This window comes from Grimontia indica (genome assembly GCF_000333895.2).
GTDB lineage: Bacteria > Pseudomonadota > Gammaproteobacteria > Enterobacterales > Vibrionaceae > Enterovibrio > Enterovibrio indicus.
Genome location: NZ_ANFM02000032.1, coordinates 79,295 through 100,917 on the forward strand (window position 1 = coordinate 79,295; position 21,623 = coordinate 100,917).

17 protein-coding genes and 1 other annotated feature are annotated in these 21,623 nt (G+C 49.2%); of the genes, 7 read left to right on the plus strand and 10 right to left on the minus strand.

Annotated features, from left to right (window positions below; translation table 11 throughout):
* Window positions 1-43: 43 nt before the first annotated feature.
* Entirely contained in the window at window positions 44-1,285 is a 1,242-nt protein-coding gene (srmB, locus tag D515_RS17495; protein WP_002540395.1) for an ATP-dependent RNA helicase SrmB, read from the plus strand.
* 247 nt (window positions 1,286-1,532) lie between these two features.
* Window positions 1,533-3,074, plus strand: a complete 1,542-nt coding sequence (locus tag D515_RS17500) for an alanine/glycine:cation symporter family protein (RefSeq protein WP_002540396.1) — start codon at window positions 1,533-1,535, stop codon at window positions 3,072-3,074.
* A 70-nt stretch (window positions 3,075-3,144) separates the two neighbouring features.
* On the opposite strand, the gene yaaA is transcribed toward D515_RS17500, so the two are convergent.
* Together yaaA and D515_RS17510 are read right to left on the minus strand one after the other, a co-directional pair.
* Window positions 3,145-3,918, minus strand: coding sequence for a peroxide stress protein YaaA (yaaA, locus tag D515_RS17505; RefSeq protein WP_002540397.1), 774 nt, complete (start codon window positions 3,916-3,918; stop codon window positions 3,145-3,147).
* A 113-nt stretch (window positions 3,919-4,031) separates the two neighbouring features.
* Window positions 4,032-5,489, minus strand: coding sequence for an alanine/glycine:cation symporter family protein (locus tag D515_RS17510; protein ID WP_039850268.1), 1,458 nt, complete (start codon window positions 5,487-5,489; stop codon window positions 4,032-4,034).
* Between the two features lie 613 nt (window positions 5,490-6,102).
* Between D515_RS17510 and D515_RS17515 the strand changes: the two genes are divergently transcribed.
* On the plus strand, window positions 6,103-6,285 hold the full coding sequence (locus D515_RS17515; protein WP_002540400.1) for a DUF3545 family protein: 183 nt from the start codon (window positions 6,103-6,105) through the stop codon (window positions 6,283-6,285).
* A 100-nt stretch (window positions 6,286-6,385) separates the two neighbouring features.
* On the opposite strand, the gene D515_RS17520 is transcribed toward D515_RS17515, so the two are convergent.
* The 3 genes from D515_RS17520 to nfo form a co-directional block, all read right to left on the minus strand.
* Window positions 6,386-6,922 carry a hemerythrin domain-containing protein gene (locus tag D515_RS17520; protein WP_002540402.1) on the minus strand — a complete coding sequence of 179 codons (537 nt, stop codon included), beginning with the start codon at window positions 6,920-6,922 and terminating at the stop codon, window positions 6,386-6,388.
* 161 nt (window positions 6,923-7,083) lie between these two features.
* On the minus strand, window positions 7,084-7,764 hold the full coding sequence (gene ung, locus D515_RS17525) for a uracil-DNA glycosylase (RefSeq protein ID WP_002540403.1): 681 nt from the start codon (window positions 7,762-7,764) through the stop codon (window positions 7,084-7,086).
* Between the two features lie 39 nt (window positions 7,765-7,803).
* Entirely contained in the window at window positions 7,804-8,670 is an 867-nt protein-coding gene (gene nfo / locus D515_RS17530) for a deoxyribonuclease IV (RefSeq protein WP_002540404.1), read from the minus strand.
* A 404-nt stretch (window positions 8,671-9,074) separates the two neighbouring features.
* Here nfo and grcA point away from each other — a divergent pair, with 404 nt between their 5' ends.
* Window positions 9,075-9,452 (plus strand): autonomous glycyl radical cofactor GrcA, encoded by a 378-nt coding sequence (gene grcA, locus D515_RS17540; protein ID WP_002540405.1) that lies wholly within the window; start codon window positions 9,075-9,077, stop codon window positions 9,450-9,452.
* 70 nt (window positions 9,453-9,522) lie between these two features.
* Here the strand turns inward: grcA and thrC are convergent, their stop codons facing one another.
* The 3 genes from thrC to thrA are packed head-to-tail and all read right to left on the minus strand — an operon-like array spanning window position 9,523 to window position 14,223.
* Window positions 9,523-10,806, minus strand: a complete 1,284-nt coding sequence (gene thrC, locus D515_RS17545; protein ID WP_002540406.1) for a threonine synthase — start codon at window positions 10,804-10,806, stop codon at window positions 9,523-9,525.
* Window positions 10,803-11,762, minus strand: a complete 960-nt coding sequence (thrB, locus tag D515_RS17550) for a homoserine kinase (protein WP_002540407.1) — start codon at window positions 11,760-11,762, stop codon at window positions 10,803-10,805. Before thrB ends, thrC begins: the two co-directional genes overlap by 4 nt.
* A gap of 1 nt (window position 11,763) precedes the next feature.
* A complete protein-coding gene (gene thrA / locus D515_RS17555; RefSeq protein WP_002540408.1) occupies window positions 11,764-14,223 on the minus strand; it encodes a bifunctional aspartate kinase/homoserine dehydrogenase I in 2,460 nt (819 codons plus the stop codon).
* 49 nt (window positions 14,224-14,272) lie between these two features.
* Window positions 14,273-14,390: a sequence feature (Thr leader region), on the minus strand.
* Window positions 14,391-14,632: 242 nt separating this feature from the next.
* Between thrA and aceK the strand changes: the two genes are divergently transcribed.
* Both aceK and D515_RS17565 read left to right on the plus strand, forming a co-directional pair.
* On the plus strand, window positions 14,633-16,348 hold the full coding sequence (gene aceK / locus D515_RS17560) for a bifunctional isocitrate dehydrogenase kinase/phosphatase (RefSeq protein ID WP_002540409.1): 1,716 nt from the start codon (window positions 14,633-14,635) through the stop codon (window positions 16,346-16,348).
* A 248-nt stretch (window positions 16,349-16,596) separates the two neighbouring features.
* Complete coding sequence (locus D515_RS17565; protein ID WP_002540410.1) at window positions 16,597-17,070, plus strand: hypothetical protein; 474 nt, start codon at window positions 16,597-16,599, stop codon at window positions 17,068-17,070.
* Window positions 17,071-17,136: 66 nt separating this feature from the next.
* Here the strand turns inward: D515_RS17565 and D515_RS17570 are convergent, their stop codons facing one another.
* Complete coding sequence (locus tag D515_RS17570; RefSeq protein ID WP_002540411.1) at window positions 17,137-17,631, minus strand: putative 4-hydroxy-4-methyl-2-oxoglutarate aldolase; 495 nt, start codon at window positions 17,629-17,631, stop codon at window positions 17,137-17,139.
* A gap of 745 nt (window positions 17,632-18,376) precedes the next feature.
* Between D515_RS17570 and arcA the strand changes: the two genes are divergently transcribed.
* Window positions 18,377-19,096, plus strand: a complete 720-nt coding sequence (gene arcA, locus D515_RS17580) for a two-component system response regulator ArcA (RefSeq protein WP_002540413.1) — start codon at window positions 18,377-18,379, stop codon at window positions 19,094-19,096.
* Window positions 19,097-19,214: 118 nt separating this feature from the next.
* Here the strand turns inward: arcA and arcB are convergent, their stop codons facing one another.
* Window positions 19,215-21,566, minus strand: a complete 2,352-nt coding sequence (gene arcB / locus D515_RS17585) for an aerobic respiration two-component sensor histidine kinase ArcB (RefSeq protein ID WP_002540414.1) — start codon at window positions 21,564-21,566, stop codon at window positions 19,215-19,217.
* Between the last annotated feature and the right edge of the window lie 57 nt (window positions 21,567-21,623).

Consider the following 21,623-nt stretch of genomic DNA (forward strand, 5'->3'; position numbering starts at 1 on the left):
GTCTCTATAATTCGCCCCCTAACTTTGAGTGGAGAAACAACGCGTGCGAACTTTTGCTGAACTAGAACTGGATCCTCAACTGCTACAAGCGCTGGATGACATGAGCTTCGAGCGACCAACAGCGATCCAGGCTGGCGTGATCCCTCATGGTATGGATGGCCGTGATATTCTGGCGTCTGCGCCAACGGGAACAGGAAAAACTGCTGCTTTTGTATTGCCATTGCTGCAACACCTTATCGACTTCCCTCGTCAGAAGCCGGGTCCTGCACGCGCCCTGATCCTGACTCCAACCCGTGAACTGGCCATTCAGGTTGCTGATCAAGCCCGCGCGTTGGCGAAATATACCGATTTAAAGATCATTACCATCACAGGTGGTATCTCTTACCAAGAACATGCTGAGATTCTGGGTAAGACCCAAGACATTGTGGTTGCGACGCCTGGCCGTCTGATGGAATACATCGAAGCTGAACGCTTTGACTGCCGTGCGATTGAAAGCCTGGTTTTGGACGAAGCAGACCGCATGCTCGACATGGGCTTTGGTCCTGCTGTTGATAAACTCTCTACCGAATGTCGCTGGCGTAAACAAAGTATGCTGTTCTCCGCGACGCTGGAAGGTAAAGGCATTGAAGGTTTCAAGAACACCCTGCTGACCGATCCGGTAGAAGTAGAAGCTGAGCCACCTCGCCGTGAACGCAAGAAGATCACCCAGTGGTACTACCGCTGTGACGACATGGCGCATAAAAATGCCCTGTTGAAAGCCATTCTGACTGAACAGGCTGAGCGCGCGATCATCTTTGTGAAAACCCGTGAGCGTCTGGCTGCACTGCGTGAATTCCTGACTAAAGAGAAAGTGAATTGTGCATGGCTGCAAGGTGAAATGGCTCAGGCAAAGCGTACTTACGCTATCGAGCGCTTCACTACAGGTGAGATTAATGTTCTGTTGGCGACTGATGTTGCAGCACGTGGTATCGACGTGCCGGATATCGACCACGTCATCAACTTCGACCTGCCACGCAAAGCCGACGTGTACCTGCACCGTATCGGCCGTACCGCCCGTGCGGGTAAGAAAGGTAACGCCATTTCTCTGGTGGAAGCACACGACCAACCAATGATGGATCGTATCTGCCGCTACATGAAAGAAGACGTGAAAGAACGCTATGTTGATGGCATGAAGCCAAAACATAAGAAGCCGGAATTTAAGAAGAAAAAGAAAAAGCTTTCTAACAAAGAAGTAAAAGGAAAAGCCAAGAAAGCGGCGAAAAAAGCAGCGAAAAAATCCGCATAACCAAGCTTTTACTGGATTTTCAATTTGATTAACGTTAGAAAAGGAGGCGAAAAGCCTCCTTTTTTATTTGTTTGCGATCAGTCGCAGAGAAATATTCTAGTTTGCTAATGGAATGCAGACTAAAGATCGGGCTCACAATCCGTCACATTGACAACACAAAATGTTAACAATTTGTGTCATTTTCGGATTATCCTGCCGTTGGATAAAAAGTCATCTATCCAATATTTTTTATTAGAGGGATCTTGTAATGCAATCTGTTGTTGATTTTTTAAACAGCATTATCTGGAGTCCAGTGCTTATTTACACCTGTTTGGGTGCTGGCCTGTTCTACTCCATCGTAACGCGCTTTGTTCAGGTTCGTCAGTTCAAAGAAATGACCCGCCTGCTGTTCTCTGGCAAAAGTTCTGAGAAAGGTATTTCGTCTTTCCAGGCGCTGGCTGTTTCACTCTCAGGCCGTGTTGGTACCGGTAATATCGCAGGTGTCGCTGCAGCGATCGGTTTCGGTGGTCCTGGTGCTGTTTTCTGGATGTGGGTTGTTGCCTTCCTTGGCGCTGCAACGGCTTACACTGAATCTACCCTTGCACAAATCTACAAAGAAGAAGACAAGGGCGAATTCCGTGGTGGCCCGGCTTACTACATCGAGAAAGCGATGGGTCAGAAGTGGTACGCATGGATTTTTGCCATCGCGACTATTTTTGCCTGTGGTGTTCTGCTGCCGGGCGTACAGTCAAACAGTATCGGTAACGCCGTTGAAGCCGCATTCGGCTCTGGTGAAATGATTGAGACCGCGATTGGCACCTACAGCCTGGCGAAAATCATCACCGGCACCCTCATCTCCATTTTGCTTGGTTTCATCATTTTTGGTGGCGTAAAGCGAATCGCGAGCTTTACTCAGGTCGTTGTGCCTTTCATGGCTTTGGCTTACATCATCATCGCATTCGTTATCATTGCGCTGAACATCACTGAAATCCCAGGTATCGTTGCGATGATCATTGGCGACGCATTCACACCTATGGCGGGTGTTGGTGCGGCTATCGGCTGGGGTGTTAAACGTGGTGTTTACTCTAACGAAGCGGGTCAGGGTACAGGCCCACACGCAGCGGCTGCCGCGAACGTTCAGCACCCTGCGCAACAGGGTCTGGTTCAGTCCTTCTCTATCTACATTGATACCCTGCTGGTATGTTCTGCAACCGCGTTTATGATCCTTATCACTGGCGCCTACAACGTTCACGGTGCTGGCGAAGCCTTCATCATCCAAAACGTTGCAGCAGACATTGCTGCGAATGGTCCTGTCTTCACCCAGATGGCAATTGAAAGCACCATGCCGGGCTGGGGCAAACCGTTCATTGCGATTGCACTGTTCTTCTTCGCGTTCACCACGATTCTGGCTTACTACTACATCGCAGAAACCAACGTGGCCTATCTGCGCCGTACCATCAAACTGCCAGGCATGATGTTTGTGCTGAAAGTGATTCTGATGGCAGCGGTATTCTACGGTACCGTGAAAACCGCCAACCTCGCGTGGGCGATGGGTGACGTGGGTGTGGGTCTGATGGCTTGGCTGAATATTGTAGGCCTAGTGATCATCTTCTTCCTGAGCAAACCTGCCCTTAAAGCGCTACACGATTACGAGCGCCAGCAGAAAGAAGGCGTGGAAGAATACACCTTCGATCCTGTGAAGCTTGGTATCAAGAATGCTGACTATTGGGAGCGTCGCCTGGCACGTCGTACCCAAGACAGCGAAGCTTCGGATGAAGTCTCCGGTAAGCCGATCAATCCGACTGCTTAATCGAGATTATTGAGATACATAAAAGGTTAGCCTCGGCTAACCTTTTCTTTTTTCTGATTTTAAATGGCGATTACTGCTCTTCGCGCTTAAACACCAGTTCCTTGTCGCTCGACTCTTCTGCGCTGAACCAGTATCCCGCCGTATCAAACTGCTTCAACGCGTCAACCGAATCAATGCGGTTGTCAATGATGTAACGCGCCATCATGCCGCGTGCTTTCTTGGCGAAGAAGCTGATGACTTTGTACTGGCCGTTTTTCTGGTCTTTGAACACTGGCGTGATGATCTGCCCGTCCAATTGCTTCGGTTTGACTGATTTGAAGTACTCGTTCGAGGCGAGGTTAACCAGTACCTTGTCGCCCTGCGCGGCCAGTGCCTGATTCAGCTCATCCGTGATGATGTCGCCCCAGAACTGATAAAGATTGGTACCGCGTGGGTTCGCAAGCTTCGTGCCCATTTCCAAGCGGTAAGGCTGCATCAAATCAAGAGGACGCAACAGACCATAGAGACCTGACAGCATTCGCAGGTGATTCTGCGCCCAATCAAAGTCCTCTTCACTGAAAGTTTCCGCTTCAAGGCCTGTGTACACGTCGCCTTTGAATGCCAAAACCGCAGGGCGGGCATTGTCGGTCGTGAACTCCGACGACCACTCAGCAAAGCGTGCCGCGTTCAAACCTGCAATCTTGTCACTCACCTTCATCAGGCTCGAGATATCCGCCGGTGTCAGTTTACGGCACACATCAATCAGCGCTTCAGAGTGCTCGGTCAGCATCGGTTGCGTATAACGCTCCGTCGCGAGCGGCGATTGGTAATCCAAGGTTTTTGCCGGAGAAACCACAATCAACATAGTGTCATTCCTTTCAATCTCTTATTAGCGCAAAGAGTAACACTGACCATCAAAAAAGCCACGCGATCAAGCGTGGCTTTTTCCGATAACTGCCATAGATGAAACCGAATGACTCACCGCGTAGACGAGCGATTTTCCGATTCTGTGACTTGCGGTTTACCCCAAACGCCTGGCTCAATCTGGTTGAGCATGTCAGGGTGATTGCGGCTATTGAACGAAGGCACTTTGCCCTGTTTCACCTGCTGGTTGTAGTCCTTCGCCAGTGTCACCACAGTGCCGGACAGCAGCAGGATTGCAATCATATTGACGATCGCCATCAAGCCCATTGAGGTATCCGCCATGATCCAAACCACAGGCAGTTCCGCCATCGCACCAAACATCACCATGCCAAGCACCACGCAACGGAACAGGTTCAAACCGGCCTTGTGGTTGTGCTCAAGGAATATCAGGTTAGTTTCCGCGTACGAGTAGTTGGCAATGATCGAGGTAAACGCGAAGAAGAAAATCGCGACCGCCACAAAAATGCCGCCCCAGTCACCCACTTCGTTAGAAAGCGCACGCTGGGTCAGTTCAATGCCGGTGATTTCACTGCCCGGCATGTATTCGCCGGACATCAGGATAATTGCCACGGTGGCTGAACAGATAACGATGGTGTCCACAAACACGCCCAGCATCTGCACATATCCCTGAGAAGCTGGGTGTGGCGGGTACGGCGTTGCACTGGCTGCCGCATTCGGCGCCGATCCCATGCCCGCCTCGTTGGAAAACAGGCCACGCTTAATGCCTTGCACCATGCCCTGTGCCACTGTGTAACCCAACGCGCCCGAAGCGGCCTCTTCCAGACCGAAAGCACTGCGGAAAATCAGCGACAGCACATCAGGCACTTTTTCCAAATTGGTCAGCATGATGTACATGGCAAGCGCCAGATAAAGCAGCGCCATCACCGGCACAATCAACTCAGCGGTGCGGGCAATTTTTCGAATGCCACCAAAAATAACAAAGGCGGCAAGTACCACCAGCACAGCTCCAACATGGAGAGGATCAAAGCCAAAAGCGACGTAAGCTGCCTGAGTAATGGAATTAGCCTGTACCGAGTTGAACACTAAGCCAAAGGCGATAATAAGCAGCACGGAGAAGACCACGCCCATCCAGCGCATGCCGAGGCCTTTTTCCATGTAATACGCTGGGCCACCACGGAAGTTGCCATCGTCATCACGGGTTTTGTAAAGCTGCGCCAGCGTGCTCTCGGCAAAAGCCGTAGCCATTCCCAGCACGGCTATCAACCACATCCAGAAAATCGCACCTGGACCACCAAGAGTTAACGCAACAGCAATGCCCGCCATATTGCCCGTGCCCACGCGCGCCGCAAGGCTGGTACACAATGCCTGAAACGAGGAGATACCCTCTTTGTCTGATTTACGGCTGTTTTTCATCACCTTGAACATGTGTCCAAAGTGACGAATTTGAATAAACCCAAGACGCAGCGTAAAGAAAATGCCGCCACCGATCAGAAGATAGATGAGCACCGATCCCCAGATCAGGTCGTTTAAAAAGTTGATGAGACTTACCACGCCTACCTCTCTGTACGCATAAACTGATTCGCAGTGTCGTTGTTCTCCGATGCGGAGAAAATGCGATTTGATGCGACTGACGCAAGCCTAGCGTCTGCCGATAATGATGCAGGTCTCGTCGGCAAGAAAGCGTCACAAGAACCCCAAAATGTGTCGGTTTTGCGGCAGATCCCGCAAATTGCCGCGAGATGATGCTATCAGCCACGATAAAAATCAATATGAATTCAATTTCATATTTTATGAGCAAAAAATACCCACACATCAAGACCAAGCGTTTGCGTTACTGCTTTTCCATAACAGGAATAGAACATCGTGTTCACCTTGTCTGGCACCCTTTATGCATTTTATTCAATGTGTGACCAAATTCGATATTTCCCCGGTCTTTTGCTGTGACAGGGGCTTGGGGGACACCTCCCCAGATAAATTTGATGTTGTAGCTGTGAGACAACTTAAGGCACTGCAACTGCACACATTTTGCCCAGCGACGGAATAAAGGTGATTGCGTTCTCATAAAAACTTCACTGAGGTGCAACAAATGAGAAACACTTCAATTTTATTTTGTCGGAGGTTTGATACTTAATTAGCGACCGCAACGGTAAAACGAGGTGAATTTATGGATAGCTTTGCCTTTGATGATGTATTCGATCAAGAGCGACCACAACGCGGTGGACGAACCAAACAAGCAAAACGTAAGTGGAGAGAAATTGAGGCGTTAAAAGACAGACAGCGCCTGCGCAAAGAGCTGCAAGATATCGATATGCTCGGTGACTTCAACGACAGCGATTTCGATTTTTAAGTAGCGTACTCACTGGTTTAAATCGTCAATTTACTGACAACATAACATTGGAATTTTAAAGAAAAGGCACCCGACAAGGGGTGCCTTTTTTTGTTTGTCACTATGGGCCTTTGAGAGCAGCAGAAAGCTCTTTGAACCTGTCTGCCACCTGCTCACCAAACAGCGGATCAATATCCTCTTCCTCCCATTGTGTCTGCAGGTACTCCCAATCTTCAGTCGTCAGGGTTTGCTCCAACACAGGCAGGATGGTTTTCTCTTCCAAGTCCAGATGTTCTTTCTGACAGCCTACAAACCGGTTGAGTTTATTGGCAAAGAGATCGAGCGGAATGACAGCGTCCATCAATATCATGTCGACGGTATCCGCAAACTCAGCGGTTAAACCTGCCAGTGCTTCGTGCTCATCATCCAATCTGGCCACCCCCTCTGAATCAGGGTAATGCTGTAAGTAATAGTGGTAGATAAGGTCTTCTTTTGGATGGTGATACTTTTCAGCGTACTCTTGCAGGTAACTAACCGTGTCCTTAATCAGGCTGTAGTTAACGGGCCTTTCCTGCTGAATGGCCGTCAGCTTTTTCGACAACAGTTTAAGCAGTCGGCTGATGTTCCGGTGATCTCTATGAATGCTGGTTACTAACATAGCTCCTCCCTTTCTTCATTCACACCACGAGATCAGTCTATCGAACCGGACTGTTCACAAATTGCGCAAGGTCATTTTTTGTTCAGTTTCACCTTTGCAGTACATACAAACAAAAAGCCCGCGATGAAAATCACGGGCTTTCTAAAATCAATGAAACGAATCTATCCGTAGAGTTCTGGCTGCCATTTAATCGGCGCTTTACCAGACTGGGTAAGCAGTGTGTTTGTGGTAGAAAAATGTTTGCAGCCCAAAAATCCACGATGCGCGGAAAGTGGAGATGGGTGTGGCGCTTCCAACACATGGTGACGGTTACGATCAATCACACGGCCTTTCTTGCGGGCGTGGGAGCCCCAAAGCAGGAACACGACCCCTTCACAATGTTGGTTTACGGCTTCTATCACGCGATCAGTAAAGGTTTCCCATCCTAAGTGGGCATGAGAGTGTGCGTTACCCTGCTCGACCGTCAGAACGGTATTAAGGAGCAACACGCCCTGATCCGCCCAGCTTTTGAGGTATCCATGCTGTGGAATGGTGAAACCTGGAATATCCTGAGCCAGCTCTTTATACATGTTCACCAGCGAGGGTGGCGTTTTGATACCGGGCAGGACTGAAAAACAAAGACCATGCGCCTGATTAGGACCGTGGTAAGGGTCCTGCCCCAGAATCACCACTTTCACATCTTCCAGCTCTGTAAAGCGGAAAGCATTAAATACGTCTTCCTTAGGCGGGTAAATCACTGTGCCTTTCTCACGGGCTTCCGCCACATAAGCCATAGTGTGTTTGAAATAGTCCTGTTCCTTTTCCTGGCCAATCACATCGTGCCAAGTCATCGCCTGTGTCATGCTTTCCCCAATCCTCTCTATTTTTCAGCGTCCGCTATTCTACGCAGAAACACGCTCAGATGCTGTGACTTCAAACTGACGTAACAAACGGATTTCATCCGCCCACGCTTCCGGTTTAATGGTCTCCAGAATCAATGGAATGCCATTGAAACGATTGTCTTGCATGATGACCTCAAAACACGGTAAACCAATCTCGCCCTCCCCCAGTGCCTGATGACGATCAACCCGGCTACCAAAAGGCGTTTTAGAATCGTTGAGGTGCATACCACGCAGATACTGAAAACCTACTGTGTTATCAAACTCCGTAAAAGTCGCTTCTGCCGCACTGTGCGTGCGAAGATCATACCCTGCCGCAAAGGCGTGGCAGGTATCAATACAGACACCCACACGGGATTTATCTTCCACTTGCGAGATAATCGCCGCCAGTTGCTCAAACGACCATCCAAGATTGGTCCCCTGACCCGCCGTGTTTTCAATCACAGCAACGACCTCTGGCACGGCTTGATGTGCCTGATTGATAGATTCAGCAATCAGGGAAAGGCAGGCTTCCTCACTGATTTTCTTCAAATGGCTACCGGGGTGGAAGTTCAGCAAGGGTAATCCAAGGATTCGACAGCGCTCCATCTCATCAATAAATGCCGCGCGGGACTTTTCCAGCTTTTCTTCTTCAGGCGCCCCTAAATTGATGAGGTAGGAATCGTGCGGCAAAACAGCTTCAGGTACGAAGCCGTGCTTTTGGCAGTTTGCTTTGAATGCCGAGATATTTTTCGCTTCAAGTGGCTTTGCCTGCCACTGCCTTTGATTCTTGGTAAACAGTGCAAACGCATTGGCACCAATTGCCGCGGCGTTAACTGGCGCATTTTCTACGCCGCCGGATGCCGACACATGCGCTCCGATAAACTTCATCTTCTCTCTCCAGGCCGAAACCGTAACCGACAACATTTTAAGTTACTCATACCGTAAAAGTCCGTTTTGATTTGCATAACGCTCTAGCACCACCCGACTGTGCCATCACATGGACTTAGGGCGATATCCGTATGTATTGCAGTGCAAGTCACACGCTCTAAATGTAGTAATTAAATTACATTTGTAATTTTTCACAGAATATCATCTTGTTAAAAATTTGTTTTAAACCATATATTTGATCTTTTATTGATTCAAAACAAAAAATCCAAGGCGTAAATTTCGCATATTTTGATTGTATTTTGACTAAAATCAAAATAACCTTACAAAAAGTAAGGTATACAAGTACCCAGCTCATCAATTGATGGAAAATTAAAACCACCAAGCCTATCAAAAGGGGAAGGATTATGATCACTGGTATTCAAATCACTAAAGCGGCAAACGACGACCTGCTGAACTCTATCTGGCTGCTGGACAGCGAAACCAACGAAGCACGTTGCGTTGCAGCAAAAGCAGGTTTCGAAGCGGATCAGGTTATCCCTGCAGCAGATCTGGGCGAGTACGAAAGCCGTGAAATCGCTATCGAAGTACCTGCAAAGATTGAAGGTGGTCAGCACCTGAATGTTAACGTTCTGAAGCGTGAAACACTGGAAGACGCTGCTAAGCACCCAGAAAAATACCCACAGCTGACTATCCGCGTATCTGGCTACGCTGTGCGTTTCAACTCTCTGACTGTTGAACAGCAGCGCGACGTTATCGCACGTACTTTCACTAACACTCTGTAATATTCACAGCGTTAGCAGAAACAAAAAAAACCGGCCAATTGGCCGGTTTTTTGTTTTCTGCCGCGTGAAATTAGCCAGCGACCTTCATCAGGTATTCACGCAGCTGAGCGAAATCCGCATCCTGCTCAACAGACAGCAGTTCCATCGCCGCGTGTTTTGCCAGAGGGCCTGGCAGCGGAATATCCTGACCCAGGATCTCGTCTACAGACTCTTTGAATTTCGCCGGGTGTGCGGTACACAGGAACAAGCCGTATTCGCCATCCTGCAGTTGCTCGTCCAGCACACGGTAAGCAATGGCACCGTGTGGCTCACACAGGTAACCGCCATCAAACATCGCTTTCAGCGTTTCTGCCGTTTGCTCGTCAGTGACTGCACCTGCGCCCAGCTCGTTCAAACCCCAGCCTTGACGCTGACAAAGCTCTTCAATGCGCGGCCAGTTGTTTGGCTGGCTCACATCCATCGCATTTGAGAGCGTTGGAATGGTTGGCTCTGGCGTCCACTCACCGGTTTGCAGGTAACGTGGCACGGTATCATTCACGTTGGTTGCAGCGATAAAACGTTTGATTGGCAGGCCAATCGCTTTCGCCAACAGACCCGCAGTCAGGTTACCGAAGTTACCACTTGGCACTGCAACCACCAGGTTTTCGCGTTGTGCTTTGGTCAGCTGCGACGCAGCTTCAAAGTAGTAACAGATTTGCGCCATCAGTCGGCTGATGTTGATCGAGTTTGCTGAATTCAGGCCAATCGCTGCGCGAAGCTCTGCATCATCAAAGGCATTTTTCACCATCGCCTGACAGTCATCGAAAGTACCGTTGATGGCCACAGTGTGGATGTTGCCACCCAGAGTACAGAAGAGTTTTTCCTGCAGTGGGCTGATCTTGCCTTTCGGATACAGGATAACCACATTGATGTTTTCCATGCCGTAGAACGCATGGGCAACAGCGGCACCGGTATCACCAGAAGTAGCAGTCAGAATGGTTACTTTGCCGCTATCAGACACTGCTGCCAGCGATTGCGCCATAAAACGGCCACCAAAGTCTTTAAACGCCAGTGTCGGGCCGTGGAACAGCTCAAGTGCGCTGATTTGGTCAGTCACTTTCTCGACAGGCGCCGGGAATTGGAAGGCATTTTCCACCATGCTGCGCACGGTTTCTGGCGACAGTTCGTCACCGATGAATGCAGAGAGAATGTCGCTGCTGCGGCTGACAAAATCTTTGTCCAGCAGCGCATCAACGTCTTCAAATTTTGGCAGTTCGCTTGGGAAGAACAGACCCTGATTACGGCCAAGACCCTGTTTTACCGCTTGACCGAACGAAACCTGCTCGTCGTTTTCTTTGATGTTGTAAAGCTTCATAGTTCACTTCCTGTCACTGTCGATCCTTTCACATCCAATCGACAGATGTGGACAAATCCTTCTTCGTTCTGAACGTAATTTTCCTCTAGCCACTTCGCTACGCGCTCTGCCACGGCTTTGTCATCCGTGATGCTAAACAGCGTCGGGCCTGAACCTGAGATACCGGTCGCCAGTGCGCCTGCATCCTCTGCGTAATGTCTTGCTTCGGCGAAGCCCGGCAACAATTTCTCGCGGTAAGGTTCAGCGACCACGTCTTTGATCATGCTCGCAGCAAGCTGTGGCTGGCCAGAATAACAGCCATGGATGAAGCCTGCCAGATGGCGACCGTGATTAATCACATCCTGACGACGATATTGTGCAGGCAAAATCGCGCGAGCCTCAGCCGTCGGTACTTTGATACCCGGGTACGCCATCACCCAGTACCACTCGTCAAAACAAGGCACTTCCTGGCTGATGATTCCCATTTGTTCAACCATCAACTGCAGGCCACCAAGATAACATGGCGCCACATTGTCATAGTGGAGGCTGCCGGAAATCGCCGCTTCCATCTCGCCCATCAACGCCAGCAAAGTGGTTTCATCCAACGCTTCATCATGGTACTTGTTCAGGGCATCCAGTGCGGCAACGATAGAACAGGCACTGGAACCCAAGCCTGAACCGATAGGCATGTTCTTTTCGAGCGTCATGGTGACGTGACGAACAGGCTGTCCCAGCTTTTCCATTTCACGGGAGAAGACCACGAAGCTCTGATAAACGATGTTTTCTTCCTGATCTTTCGGCAGCTTATCAACAAAGCTACCAACGCAGTTCAGGGTAAAGGGTACATCGCCGCCATCTTCCACTTTCACGCGATCGCCAAGCAAAGTGCCATCGATGGGCGACACAGCGGCGCCCAACACATCAAAGCCTACACTGACGTTACCGATTGAAGCCGGTGCGTAAACAACAACGCTCATCTTATACCCCCAGTTTCCAGCCAAGTGTACGCATCAAGTCTGCGAACACACCTGCCGCTGTCACGGCAGTACCTGCACCGTAGCCTCGCAGTACCAATGGGATCGGCTGGTAGTAACGGCTGTAGAAAGCCAGCGCGTTCTCACCTTCCTTGATTTTGAACATAGGGTCGTCAGCATCCACCGCCTGGATTTTCACTGAGCACTTGCCGTTCTCGATGCTACCCACATAACGCAGCACTTTACCTTCGGCACGCGCATCGCTCGCTAACTTCTCGAAGTAAGCGTCAGCTTCAGGCAGTTTTGCCATAAAGGCTTCTACATCGCCTGAGGCATCAAAGCCCGGTGGCAGTGCTGGCTCAACTTCAACATCTTCCAGCTCAAGGTGCATACCTGCTTCACGGGCAAGGATAAGAAGCTTACGCGCCACATCCATGCCAGACAGGTCGTCACGTGGATCCGGTTCAGTGAACCCGCTCTCACGCGCTGCTGTCGTTGCTTCACAGAAGCTCTGACCTTCGTCGAGCTTACCGAAGATGTGAGACAGAGAGCCCGACAGGATGCCGGTGAACTTCTCGAGCTCGTCACCTGCAGCAATCAGGTTTTGGAGGTTTTCGATGACTGGCAGACCAGCGCCCACCGTGGTGTCGTACATGAACTTACGACGGGTCGCACGTGCAGACTTACGTAGCTGCTGGTAGTACGCCATGCCCGCCGTGTTAGCTTTCTTGTTCGGAGTAATAACGTGGAAGCCCGCTGACAGGAAATCTGCGTATTGATCGGCAATCGCCTGATCTGAAGTACAATCGATAAACACAGGGTTGATGATGTGGTTTTGCTGAACCAGACGTACCATGCGAGGCAGGCTGAAAGGCTCATCGGCTTTCGCCAGCTCATCACGCCAGCTGTTCAAATCAATCCCTTTGCTGTTCAGCACCATGCCACGGCTGTTTGCCATACCACACACGCGGATAACAATGCCCTGATCAGCCAATTTCGCCTGCTGGCGTTTCACCTGCTCAATCAGTTCACCGCCTACACCACCCACACCCACAATGAAGACATCCAGGTAGTGGTTAGAGTTAAAGAGGTTCTCGTGACACGCTTTTACCGCTTCAGACACGCTGTCATCCGGGATTACCGCAGAGATTGAGCGCTCAGATGAGCCTTGGGCAATTGCTACAATATTCACGTTCACTTCTGCCAGTGACGTAAAGAACTGGGATGCTACGCCTTTCGAGGTGCGCATCGCATCACCCACCAGCGACACAATCGCCACGTTATCTACAAATTCAACCGGCTCAAGCAAGCCGTCTTTCAGTTCCAGTTCAAAAGTTTCCTGCAGCACACGCTGTGCCATTGGCTTGTCTTCCGCTTCGATACAGAAGCTGATGCTGTATTCAGAAGAAGATTGGGTGATCAGGACAACGGAAACACCGGCGGCAGACATGGCACCAAAAACGCGAGCAGCCATGCCGACCATGCCTTTCATGCCAGGACCTGACACATTCACCATGCTCAGTTTGCTCAGGGTAGTGATCCCTTTCACTGCCAGGTTGTCTTCACCGCTGTCATTGCCGATCAAAGTACCTGCACCCTGCGGGTTGGCGGTGTTTTTGATCAGACAAGGAATATGGAAACGTGCGATTGGAAGAATGGTTTTCGGGTGAAGCACTTTTGCACCGAAGTAAGAAAGCTCCATGGCTTCCTGATAGCTCAGAGATTTAAGCAGTGTCGCGTCTGGCACCAAACGTGGGTCACAGCTGTAAACGCCGTCCACATCCGTCCAAATCTCACAGCATTCAGCGCGGACACACGCCGCCAACACGGCTGCAGAGTAATCAGAACCGTTACGGCCAAGGGTAACCAACTCACCTTTTTCGTTAGACGCGGTAAAGCCAGGCATCAAACCGACATGTCCGGCTGGAATTGGCTCTTTTTTGAAGCGCTCAGAAGACACTTCAATATCAACGATACCTTCTACATAGTCGCCTTTGGACAGCAGGTATTTAACTGGATCGATAACGAAAGTGTTGTAGCCACGGGCTTCAAGCAACGCAGACATGGTTGCAATAGAAAGGCGTTCACCTTTGCTGATGATGCGAGAGTATATGTTGTCAGGACAGAGCCCCAACAGTGCAATACCATGGATGTATTGCTTTAACTGGTTCACAGAGCGCTCTAGCTTGTCATAGAGCGAAGCTTTATCGATGCTTGGCTCCATTTCTTCCAGTCCGTCAAACAAAGCAGAAAAGATCTTCCTGATCTCAGCCACCTGGATCTCGGCTTCGCCATGTTTGACTGTGTTATCAATCACATCAACCAACAGGTTAGTGATCTTAGCAGGGGCGGACAGTACCGCCGATACCTCACTTTGGCAGGTATTGCTGGTGATGATCTCTGCTGCGCGGCTGAATCTCTCAGCATTTGCCAGCGAAGTACCACCAAACTTTAATACTCGCATCCTTTCCTCCAATTCCTTCCAGAACTCGCAAATTCAATAATAAAGGGGTTAAAAAAAAGCCCGTACCTTGTTGGGTACGGGCTTCTTTTTAAAATTCTGTGCATGTCAGCCCGCACCCGCACCAATGGTGTTGGTAATAATGGTGATAATGGTTGTAGTGCCGACTGTTTTAAGCATGGCTTTTTAACCTTCCGTGCTGCGTTTTTATAACCTTTACCGAACAAGGGTATCAAGGTCAACAAAAATTTAAGTTATCTCTCAAAAAAACGCTTCATTTCGCAAGTATTTCTAACGAATTTAAAAGATGAGAAACCGCACCATTTACCAGCATCTTCCTTGCTAAGAATGATTAAGGCAGACATAGTTAGTTGAATTGGACAGAAAATCAGCAACCGCGAAGGAGGGAACCATGGCAGTTGCGATGGAGGAATTGGTCGCCCAGACCATATTGCAAGGCTCTGATGCCATGTATGGCCGATTTTTAGATGTCACAGCTGGGGCACAGGAAAGGTTTGAGGCCCGCGACTGGAAAAGCGTGCAAAAAGCCCTGAAAACCCGCATTAACTTTTATGACCACCATGTGGGTCTTGTCAGCCAGCAGCTCAAGACCATGCTAGGGCGCCAACACGCCACCCGCTCCTTCCTGATGGCGGTAAAAGCGGAATACAGCCGTTTGCTGGATGATTACCCGCGTTATGACATCGCGGAAAGTTTTTTTAACTCTGTCTATTGTCGGATGTTCGATCACCGCAACATCCGCCGTGAGAAGTTGTTTGTAAACAGCTCTCAAGGTGGCCGCATTCCAAAGTACCCAACGCCATTACTCAAACGTTACTCTTCCGACAGAAAACTGATCCAAACCATTGAGCGTGTTCTGGATGACACCCCTTTCACTCTGCCGTGGGTCAACAAGGCAAGGGACATTCACCGTATAGTCGAAGCCATGCAACGCAGGCTAGGCCCGCAATTAACTGAAGAAGTCACCATCGACATGGTGCGCGAACCTTTTTACCGGAATAAAGCCGCCTACCTGATTGGCCGCATAGATATGGCGAATCAGGTTCGCCCCTTGGTGTTGCCCATTCTGGTGAACTCAAAAGGCGAGTTGTATGTGGATGCCTGTATTACTGACTCTGACGAGCTCAGTGTGATCTTTGGCTTCGCCCGCTCTTACTTTATGGTGTTCGCCCCTGCACCCGCTGCGTTGGTTGATTTTCTTAACCTTCTGATGCCCCATAAAACGCCAGCCCAGCTCTACACGGCGATTGGATGTCAGAAACACGGCAAGACTGAGCTCTACAGGGAGTTCCTTCACCATATCGAATCTTCTGATGATCAGTTCGTTATTGCACCGGGGATCAAAGGGATGGTCATGTCGGTGTTCACGCTTCCATCTTATGGCTTTGTCTTTAAGATCATCAAAGACAGATTCGCCCCGCAGAAAGACATCACCCACGCGGTAGTCAAAGAGAAATACCGCTTGGTTAAAGAGCATGACCGGGTTGGACGCATGGCCGATACCCTGGATTATCGCAATTTCATTTTCCCGAGAGAACGTTTTAGCGAAGAGTTGATTGAAGAGTTACTTGAGGTTGCACCATCACTGATCAAACTGACCAAAAATGAAGTTCATATTCGCCACCTCTATATGGAACGCAGGATGATCCCGCTTAATATCTACCTTGAGCAGGCAGATGACGATGAGTTGAGAAATGCTGTTCAGGAATATGGCGACGCAATCAAACAGCTGGCTGCGGCCAATATTTTTGCCGGTGACATGCTATTCAAGAACTTTGGTGTGTCGCGTCACAGCCGGGTGATCTTCTACGATTACGATGAGATTTCTTATCTGACCGAAGTGAATTTCCGCAAAATTCCGCCACCTCGCTTTCCTGAAGACGAAATGGCTGCGGAGCCTTGGTATAGCGTGGGAGAGTTTGACGTTTTCCCGGAAGAATTCCGTACTTTCCTACTCATTAATCCAAAGATCCGAGCTCTGTTCGATGAGCTTCATTCTGATCTCTTTGATGCAAGCTACTGGAAAGACCTGCAAGAGAACATCAAACAAGGTCAATTTAACGACGTATTCCCTTATAGCGATGAGTGTCGTTTCACGAATCAGTAAAAATGAGACGCTGAGCAATCGGCGTCAATTTTCGAACACAATTTAGGCATGCCGCTTGCTTAATAATTAACCGCCCAACGTATTCGACGAAAAATTGCCACATGCACAATGTGGTGGCGTAACCGACTGAATATACAGGCAGGGTGAGAGGGGAACCGAAATTTACCGATCTCTCTTTATCAAAAACAAAACAAGTGAACTAGACTGAAAACTCAGTCTAATAAGAACGAATCAGGGAAGGTGGCATAATGAAAAAAATCCTGCTCGCCGTTACCCTGCAATCAGTGGCGTTTTTTGCATTCGCGCAGGGTTCGTTACCGCTGTATGAATACGATGACGGAAACCAGAAAGCCTGGTTTTCGAGCTCCATTACAACTGGCAATCAAAGCTATGACAGTTGGACCATCAGTTCCGGTTATCACTATCCGGTGTTGAAAAACGTGAACGTGTATTTGGGAACTGAAGTCACGACTGAAACTGATCACAGTGCTAGCAGCAAAGGGTTGCTCAGTGGCATCCAATACAACTTTAACGAAAAGCTAAGTATCGGCAGTTCCGTTCAGGCTGAACGCGTCAATGAAGAAACCATCGGTGTGGTGGGAATGAGCAGCCAGTTACGTCTGACAGACAAGCTCAATCTGGAAGCCAAGTTCGATTACAACCTCAACCAGACACCAGCAGCCTCTGCCAATTATCAGCTCGGCGTGGGTTATCGTTTCTAGCCCAACCTGCTGCAAAGAGAAAAACCGCCTGTTGGCGGTTTTTTCGTTTCAGGCTTTAGACAGCTTTTAAGATGGCTCGCCAAACTCTAGCGGGTGCTGACTGATCATCACACCATTAAGATCAGCAAACAGATAATCCCCTGGAGAGATGGGAACCCCTTCAATACGGAGCTGAACATCTTCATCGCCCAGACCACGCTTTTCGGTTTTGATCGGGCAAACGCCCAAGGCTTTTACACCAAGCGCCATCTCACTTAATGCACCAGCATCACGGACAGCACCATAGATCACTATGCCTTCCCAACCATTTTCTACCGCTCGCTCGGCCAGCAAGTCGCCCAGTAAAGCTTTATTGAGATTGCCATGTCCATCCACGACCAAAACGCGACCCGCACCGGGCTTACCCAGAATATCACGCACCTTGGAGTTGTCTTCATAGCAACGAAGCGTTTCCACCCGGCCAAAGAAAACGTGCTTTCCACCAAAATCTCGCCACTGAACAGGTACCCATTGCACTTCATCGCCATGTGCATCACTGATATCAGGCAGTAAGTCTTCCATGCTTCCTCCTCTCAAGTATCTGTATCAAGCTAGCAAGATCCGCCCGCTTCGCCTTTCCCAACTTCCATAAAGCTGGCATAGCTCACTCAAACTTTGGTGTTAGTGACAAAGTGGGATTGAGTTGTGGTCAATTTCGGAAACTTACGCATAATTCCAAGTAACTCTTAGATATAAAGGGAAAAAGCGTGTGTGTAACGGTACGCAATTTTCTCCTTTTTAGGCGTGACTGGCAGAGTGCTCTCAACAGGAGATAGTTGACCGGTATGCAACAAAATGGTCTGATAAAAGCGTTTTTACACAATATTCACACCTGTGGTAATAGTACGAAAAAGTTAATTCGAGTTTGTAAAATTCCGCGGAGTTTTTAAACCAGAATTCCACCAAATGCGACCACAGAGGGCGAGATTGACGTATATCAATAAAGATTGAAAAAAGTTGCGTTGATTTATTACTAAATATTGTTAGCACGCTGTTAAATGAATACAATCAGCGCTATCCAAAGGATTAGCTGGTCAAAATGAGTTGACCAGTAGTATGCAGGGCGAAAAATCGCAACTGCAACCAGCTTCTCTAGGGATGGCGTTTGTATCAGGAAAGTATGCTCGTAAAGCGCATCAATCGGTTTGATATACTTTTCCTGTTTGTAAATTTTCTTCACAGGGTCGATAAGACACTGTGGTTGATTGGGGAGACGCCTTTTCGCTGTCCCCAGTACCAGATTCCTTAAAGAAATTAGGTAACGCCAATGCAAACCCCTCACATTCTGATTGTTGAAGACGAACACGTAACTCGTAATACGCTGAAAAGCATCTTCGAAGCAGAAGGTTATACCGTTCTGGAAGCCAACGATGGCGAAGAAATGCATCAAGTGCTTTCTAACAATCAGGTTCACCTGGTTATCATGGACATCAACCTGCCTGGTAAAAACGGTCTTCTGCTCGCTCGTGAACTGCGTGAGCAAGGTGATATGGCGCTGATGTTCCTGACTGGTCGTGACAACGAAGTTGACAAGATCCTGGGTCTGGAAATCGGTGCGGATGACTACATCACCAAACCATTTAACCCACGCGAACTAACTATCCGTGCACGTAACCTGCTGACCCGCGCGATGAGCCAAGGCGCACTGCCAGAAGACAAGCGTTCTGTTGACCGTTATGTGTTCAATGGCTGGACGCTGGACATCAACAGCCGTTCACTGATCAGCCCAGACAGCGAGCAGTTCAAACTGCCACGCTCTGAGTTCCGTGCCCTGCTGCACTTCTGTGAAAACCCGGGCAAGATTCAAACCCGTGCAGATCTTCTGAAGAAGATGACCGGACGTGAGTTGAAACCACACGACCGTACTGTTGACGTGACTATCCGTCGTATCCGTAAGCACTTTGAGTCTTTCGGTGACACACCGGAAATCATCGCGACGATTCACGGTGAAGGTTACCGCTTCTGTGGTGAGCTGGAAGAAGTCTAATTTCTTCCGGAAAGCTTATAAGAAAGGCCTGCAATGCAGGCCTTTTTGTTATCTGAAAGTCTTTTATTAAAGAAAAGGAACCTCGAAATTTAGGCTCCTTCTCCTAACTTGTGAGCGGCTAAACCTCTTTAGAATAATCCTCAAGCCACTGTTTGAGCACTTCCAGATCCTGAACATAGCCTTCTTTGATTTCATCGACCCAGTCAGCAATATTCTCCCACCAAGCTGGCAACTCTGGCGATTGCGCTTTCTGCGCCACTTTCTGGATATGTTTCAGACCGATTGACCCAGCTGCACCTTTGATTTTGTGTGCTTCACTGGCAATACCATCCTGATCTTTCGCCGTCATATTGCTTTCGAGGATATGGATGTATTCCGGCATCAAGTCTTCAAACATCTTGATGCTCTGGAACACAGGCTCAGGACCTACGATATCAACGTAGGAGGTCAGCATTTCCAGATCAAGAAGCTTATCCAACATGTCATTACCCGGCTTCTTACGCTTTTTCACTTCCGCGGCTTCTGTCGCGACAGGACATTGCAGCGCGAGCCGCTCTATCACCTCTGCTACTGCAGAGACACTGATCGGCTTGCTAATCGCATCGTCCATGCCATTTCGGATGTATTCGGTTTTGTCTTTAATGACATTCGCGGTCAACGCCACCAAAGGGGGTAATGCATCACCACTGTTTCTCAGCGTCTGGGCAATATCAAAGCCCGTCATGTCAGGCAGTTGGATATCAAGAAGAAGGAGATCGTACTCAGATTGCGGGTACATGTTCAGTGCTTCCTGCCCACTCCTTGCAACATCCACCGAATGACCCAGACTTTCCAGCAGGTTGGTAGCGACCGTGATGTTAAGCTCAATGTCTTCCACCAGCAGAATGTGCAATGGACTTTGCTCTGCGTTCACCTTCTCTTTATTCGACACTGGCGCGCACACAGGCACAGACAATGTCACGGTGAAGTTACTGCCTTCCCCAACCTCACTGTCGACAGTAATATCGCCGTTCATCAGTCGGGCTAATTTACGGGAAACCGCCAAACCAATCCCAGTACCCACAGCATGAAGATTATCCTCACCCTGCTTCACCTGGTAATACATGGCGAAGATCTTGTCTTGTTCTTCCTGCGGTATACCGACGCCGCTGTCTTCCACATCAAACTGCAAGTGCGCCATATCGTCTTCAATATCGCAACTGACTGTGACATTCACAGCGCCCTGCTTGGTAAACTTCACCGCATTGCCGACAAGGTTCCAAAGGATCTGACGAAGACGTGTGGCATCCACTTTCACCGCAGGTGGCAGATCCGTCAGCCTGTCCAGCGTAAAGCGAAGGCCATTTTGCTGCGCCATCAGTGCACTGATGTTTTCAATCTCTGAGACAAAGTCTGGGAAATCCAAAGGCTGTGGCATCAACTCAAGACGGCTTCGGTCAGACTTATCCATATCAATGATGTCGTTAAAGATATTGCCTAACGTAATCGCACTGACATGAATGGTTCTGAGGTACCCCAACTGCTCTTCAGACAAGCGGGTTTCAAGCAGCATTCGGCTGAGGCCTACAATACCGTTCAGCGGCGTACGAAGTTCGTGACTGATGGTGGAGATAAACGCGGTTTTGTCCCGGCTCGCCTTTTCGAGAGCATCCTGATAACGCTTACGCTCAGTGATCTCACGACCAAAACCTACCAGGCCAAGGCGTCTGCCATCACGTGAGTAGAAAGGTAGTTTGCGCAGTTCAAAGTAAGCTTTGCGACCGTCTTTGTATTCCAGCCACTGCTCGTAAGTCAGAGACACATTGTTATCAAACACTTGTTGGTCAGTTTCCACCACTTTGCTGGCGATGTCTTCACGGTAAACATCCCAAGGCGTCAGACCCACCAGATCTTTTTCTTTCTTACCGGTTAAATCTTCCATCGCGCGGTTACAACCGGAGAACTGGCCTTTTTCATTTCGGTAGTAAATCAAATCCGGCGAAGCATCAATGAACGAGCGCAGCAGCGCGGTTTGCTCTGCCAATTCCACCTGCGCCTTTTCGCGCTGATAGACCTCGTTTTCCAAATCTTGCATCGCTTCTTCGCGTGCTTCCTCTGCGCGTTTACGCTCCTCTATTTCCAAGTTTAGCTGGGTGATATTTTCGGTTAGCTGGCGGTTGAGCTCCATATCACGGGCACGCATTTCTTCGAGCTTGGAAACCAGTTTGGATAATCGTTGCCGGGATTCTTCTAGCTGATCGACGACAACAGAAAGGAAATACACCGCCCAAGGGGTGATAAGCAAGCCAAAGAAAACGGAGCGAACGATATCTGTGTCATGCACCGTGCCGTTCAAAACAAGGGTAATACCGACTTGCACAATCACCGCAAGAGCCACAAGAGCCAGCGCAAGCAACATACTGAACCTGACCAGCCCAAGCTTGACCAGCAGATCCACGTAATACTGCGCTAAAAGTTTAATTTGCTTCATTGAACATCCAGATCAACAGAAATAAGAAGTGGCTGAATCGGCCTTGAATCAGCTTGG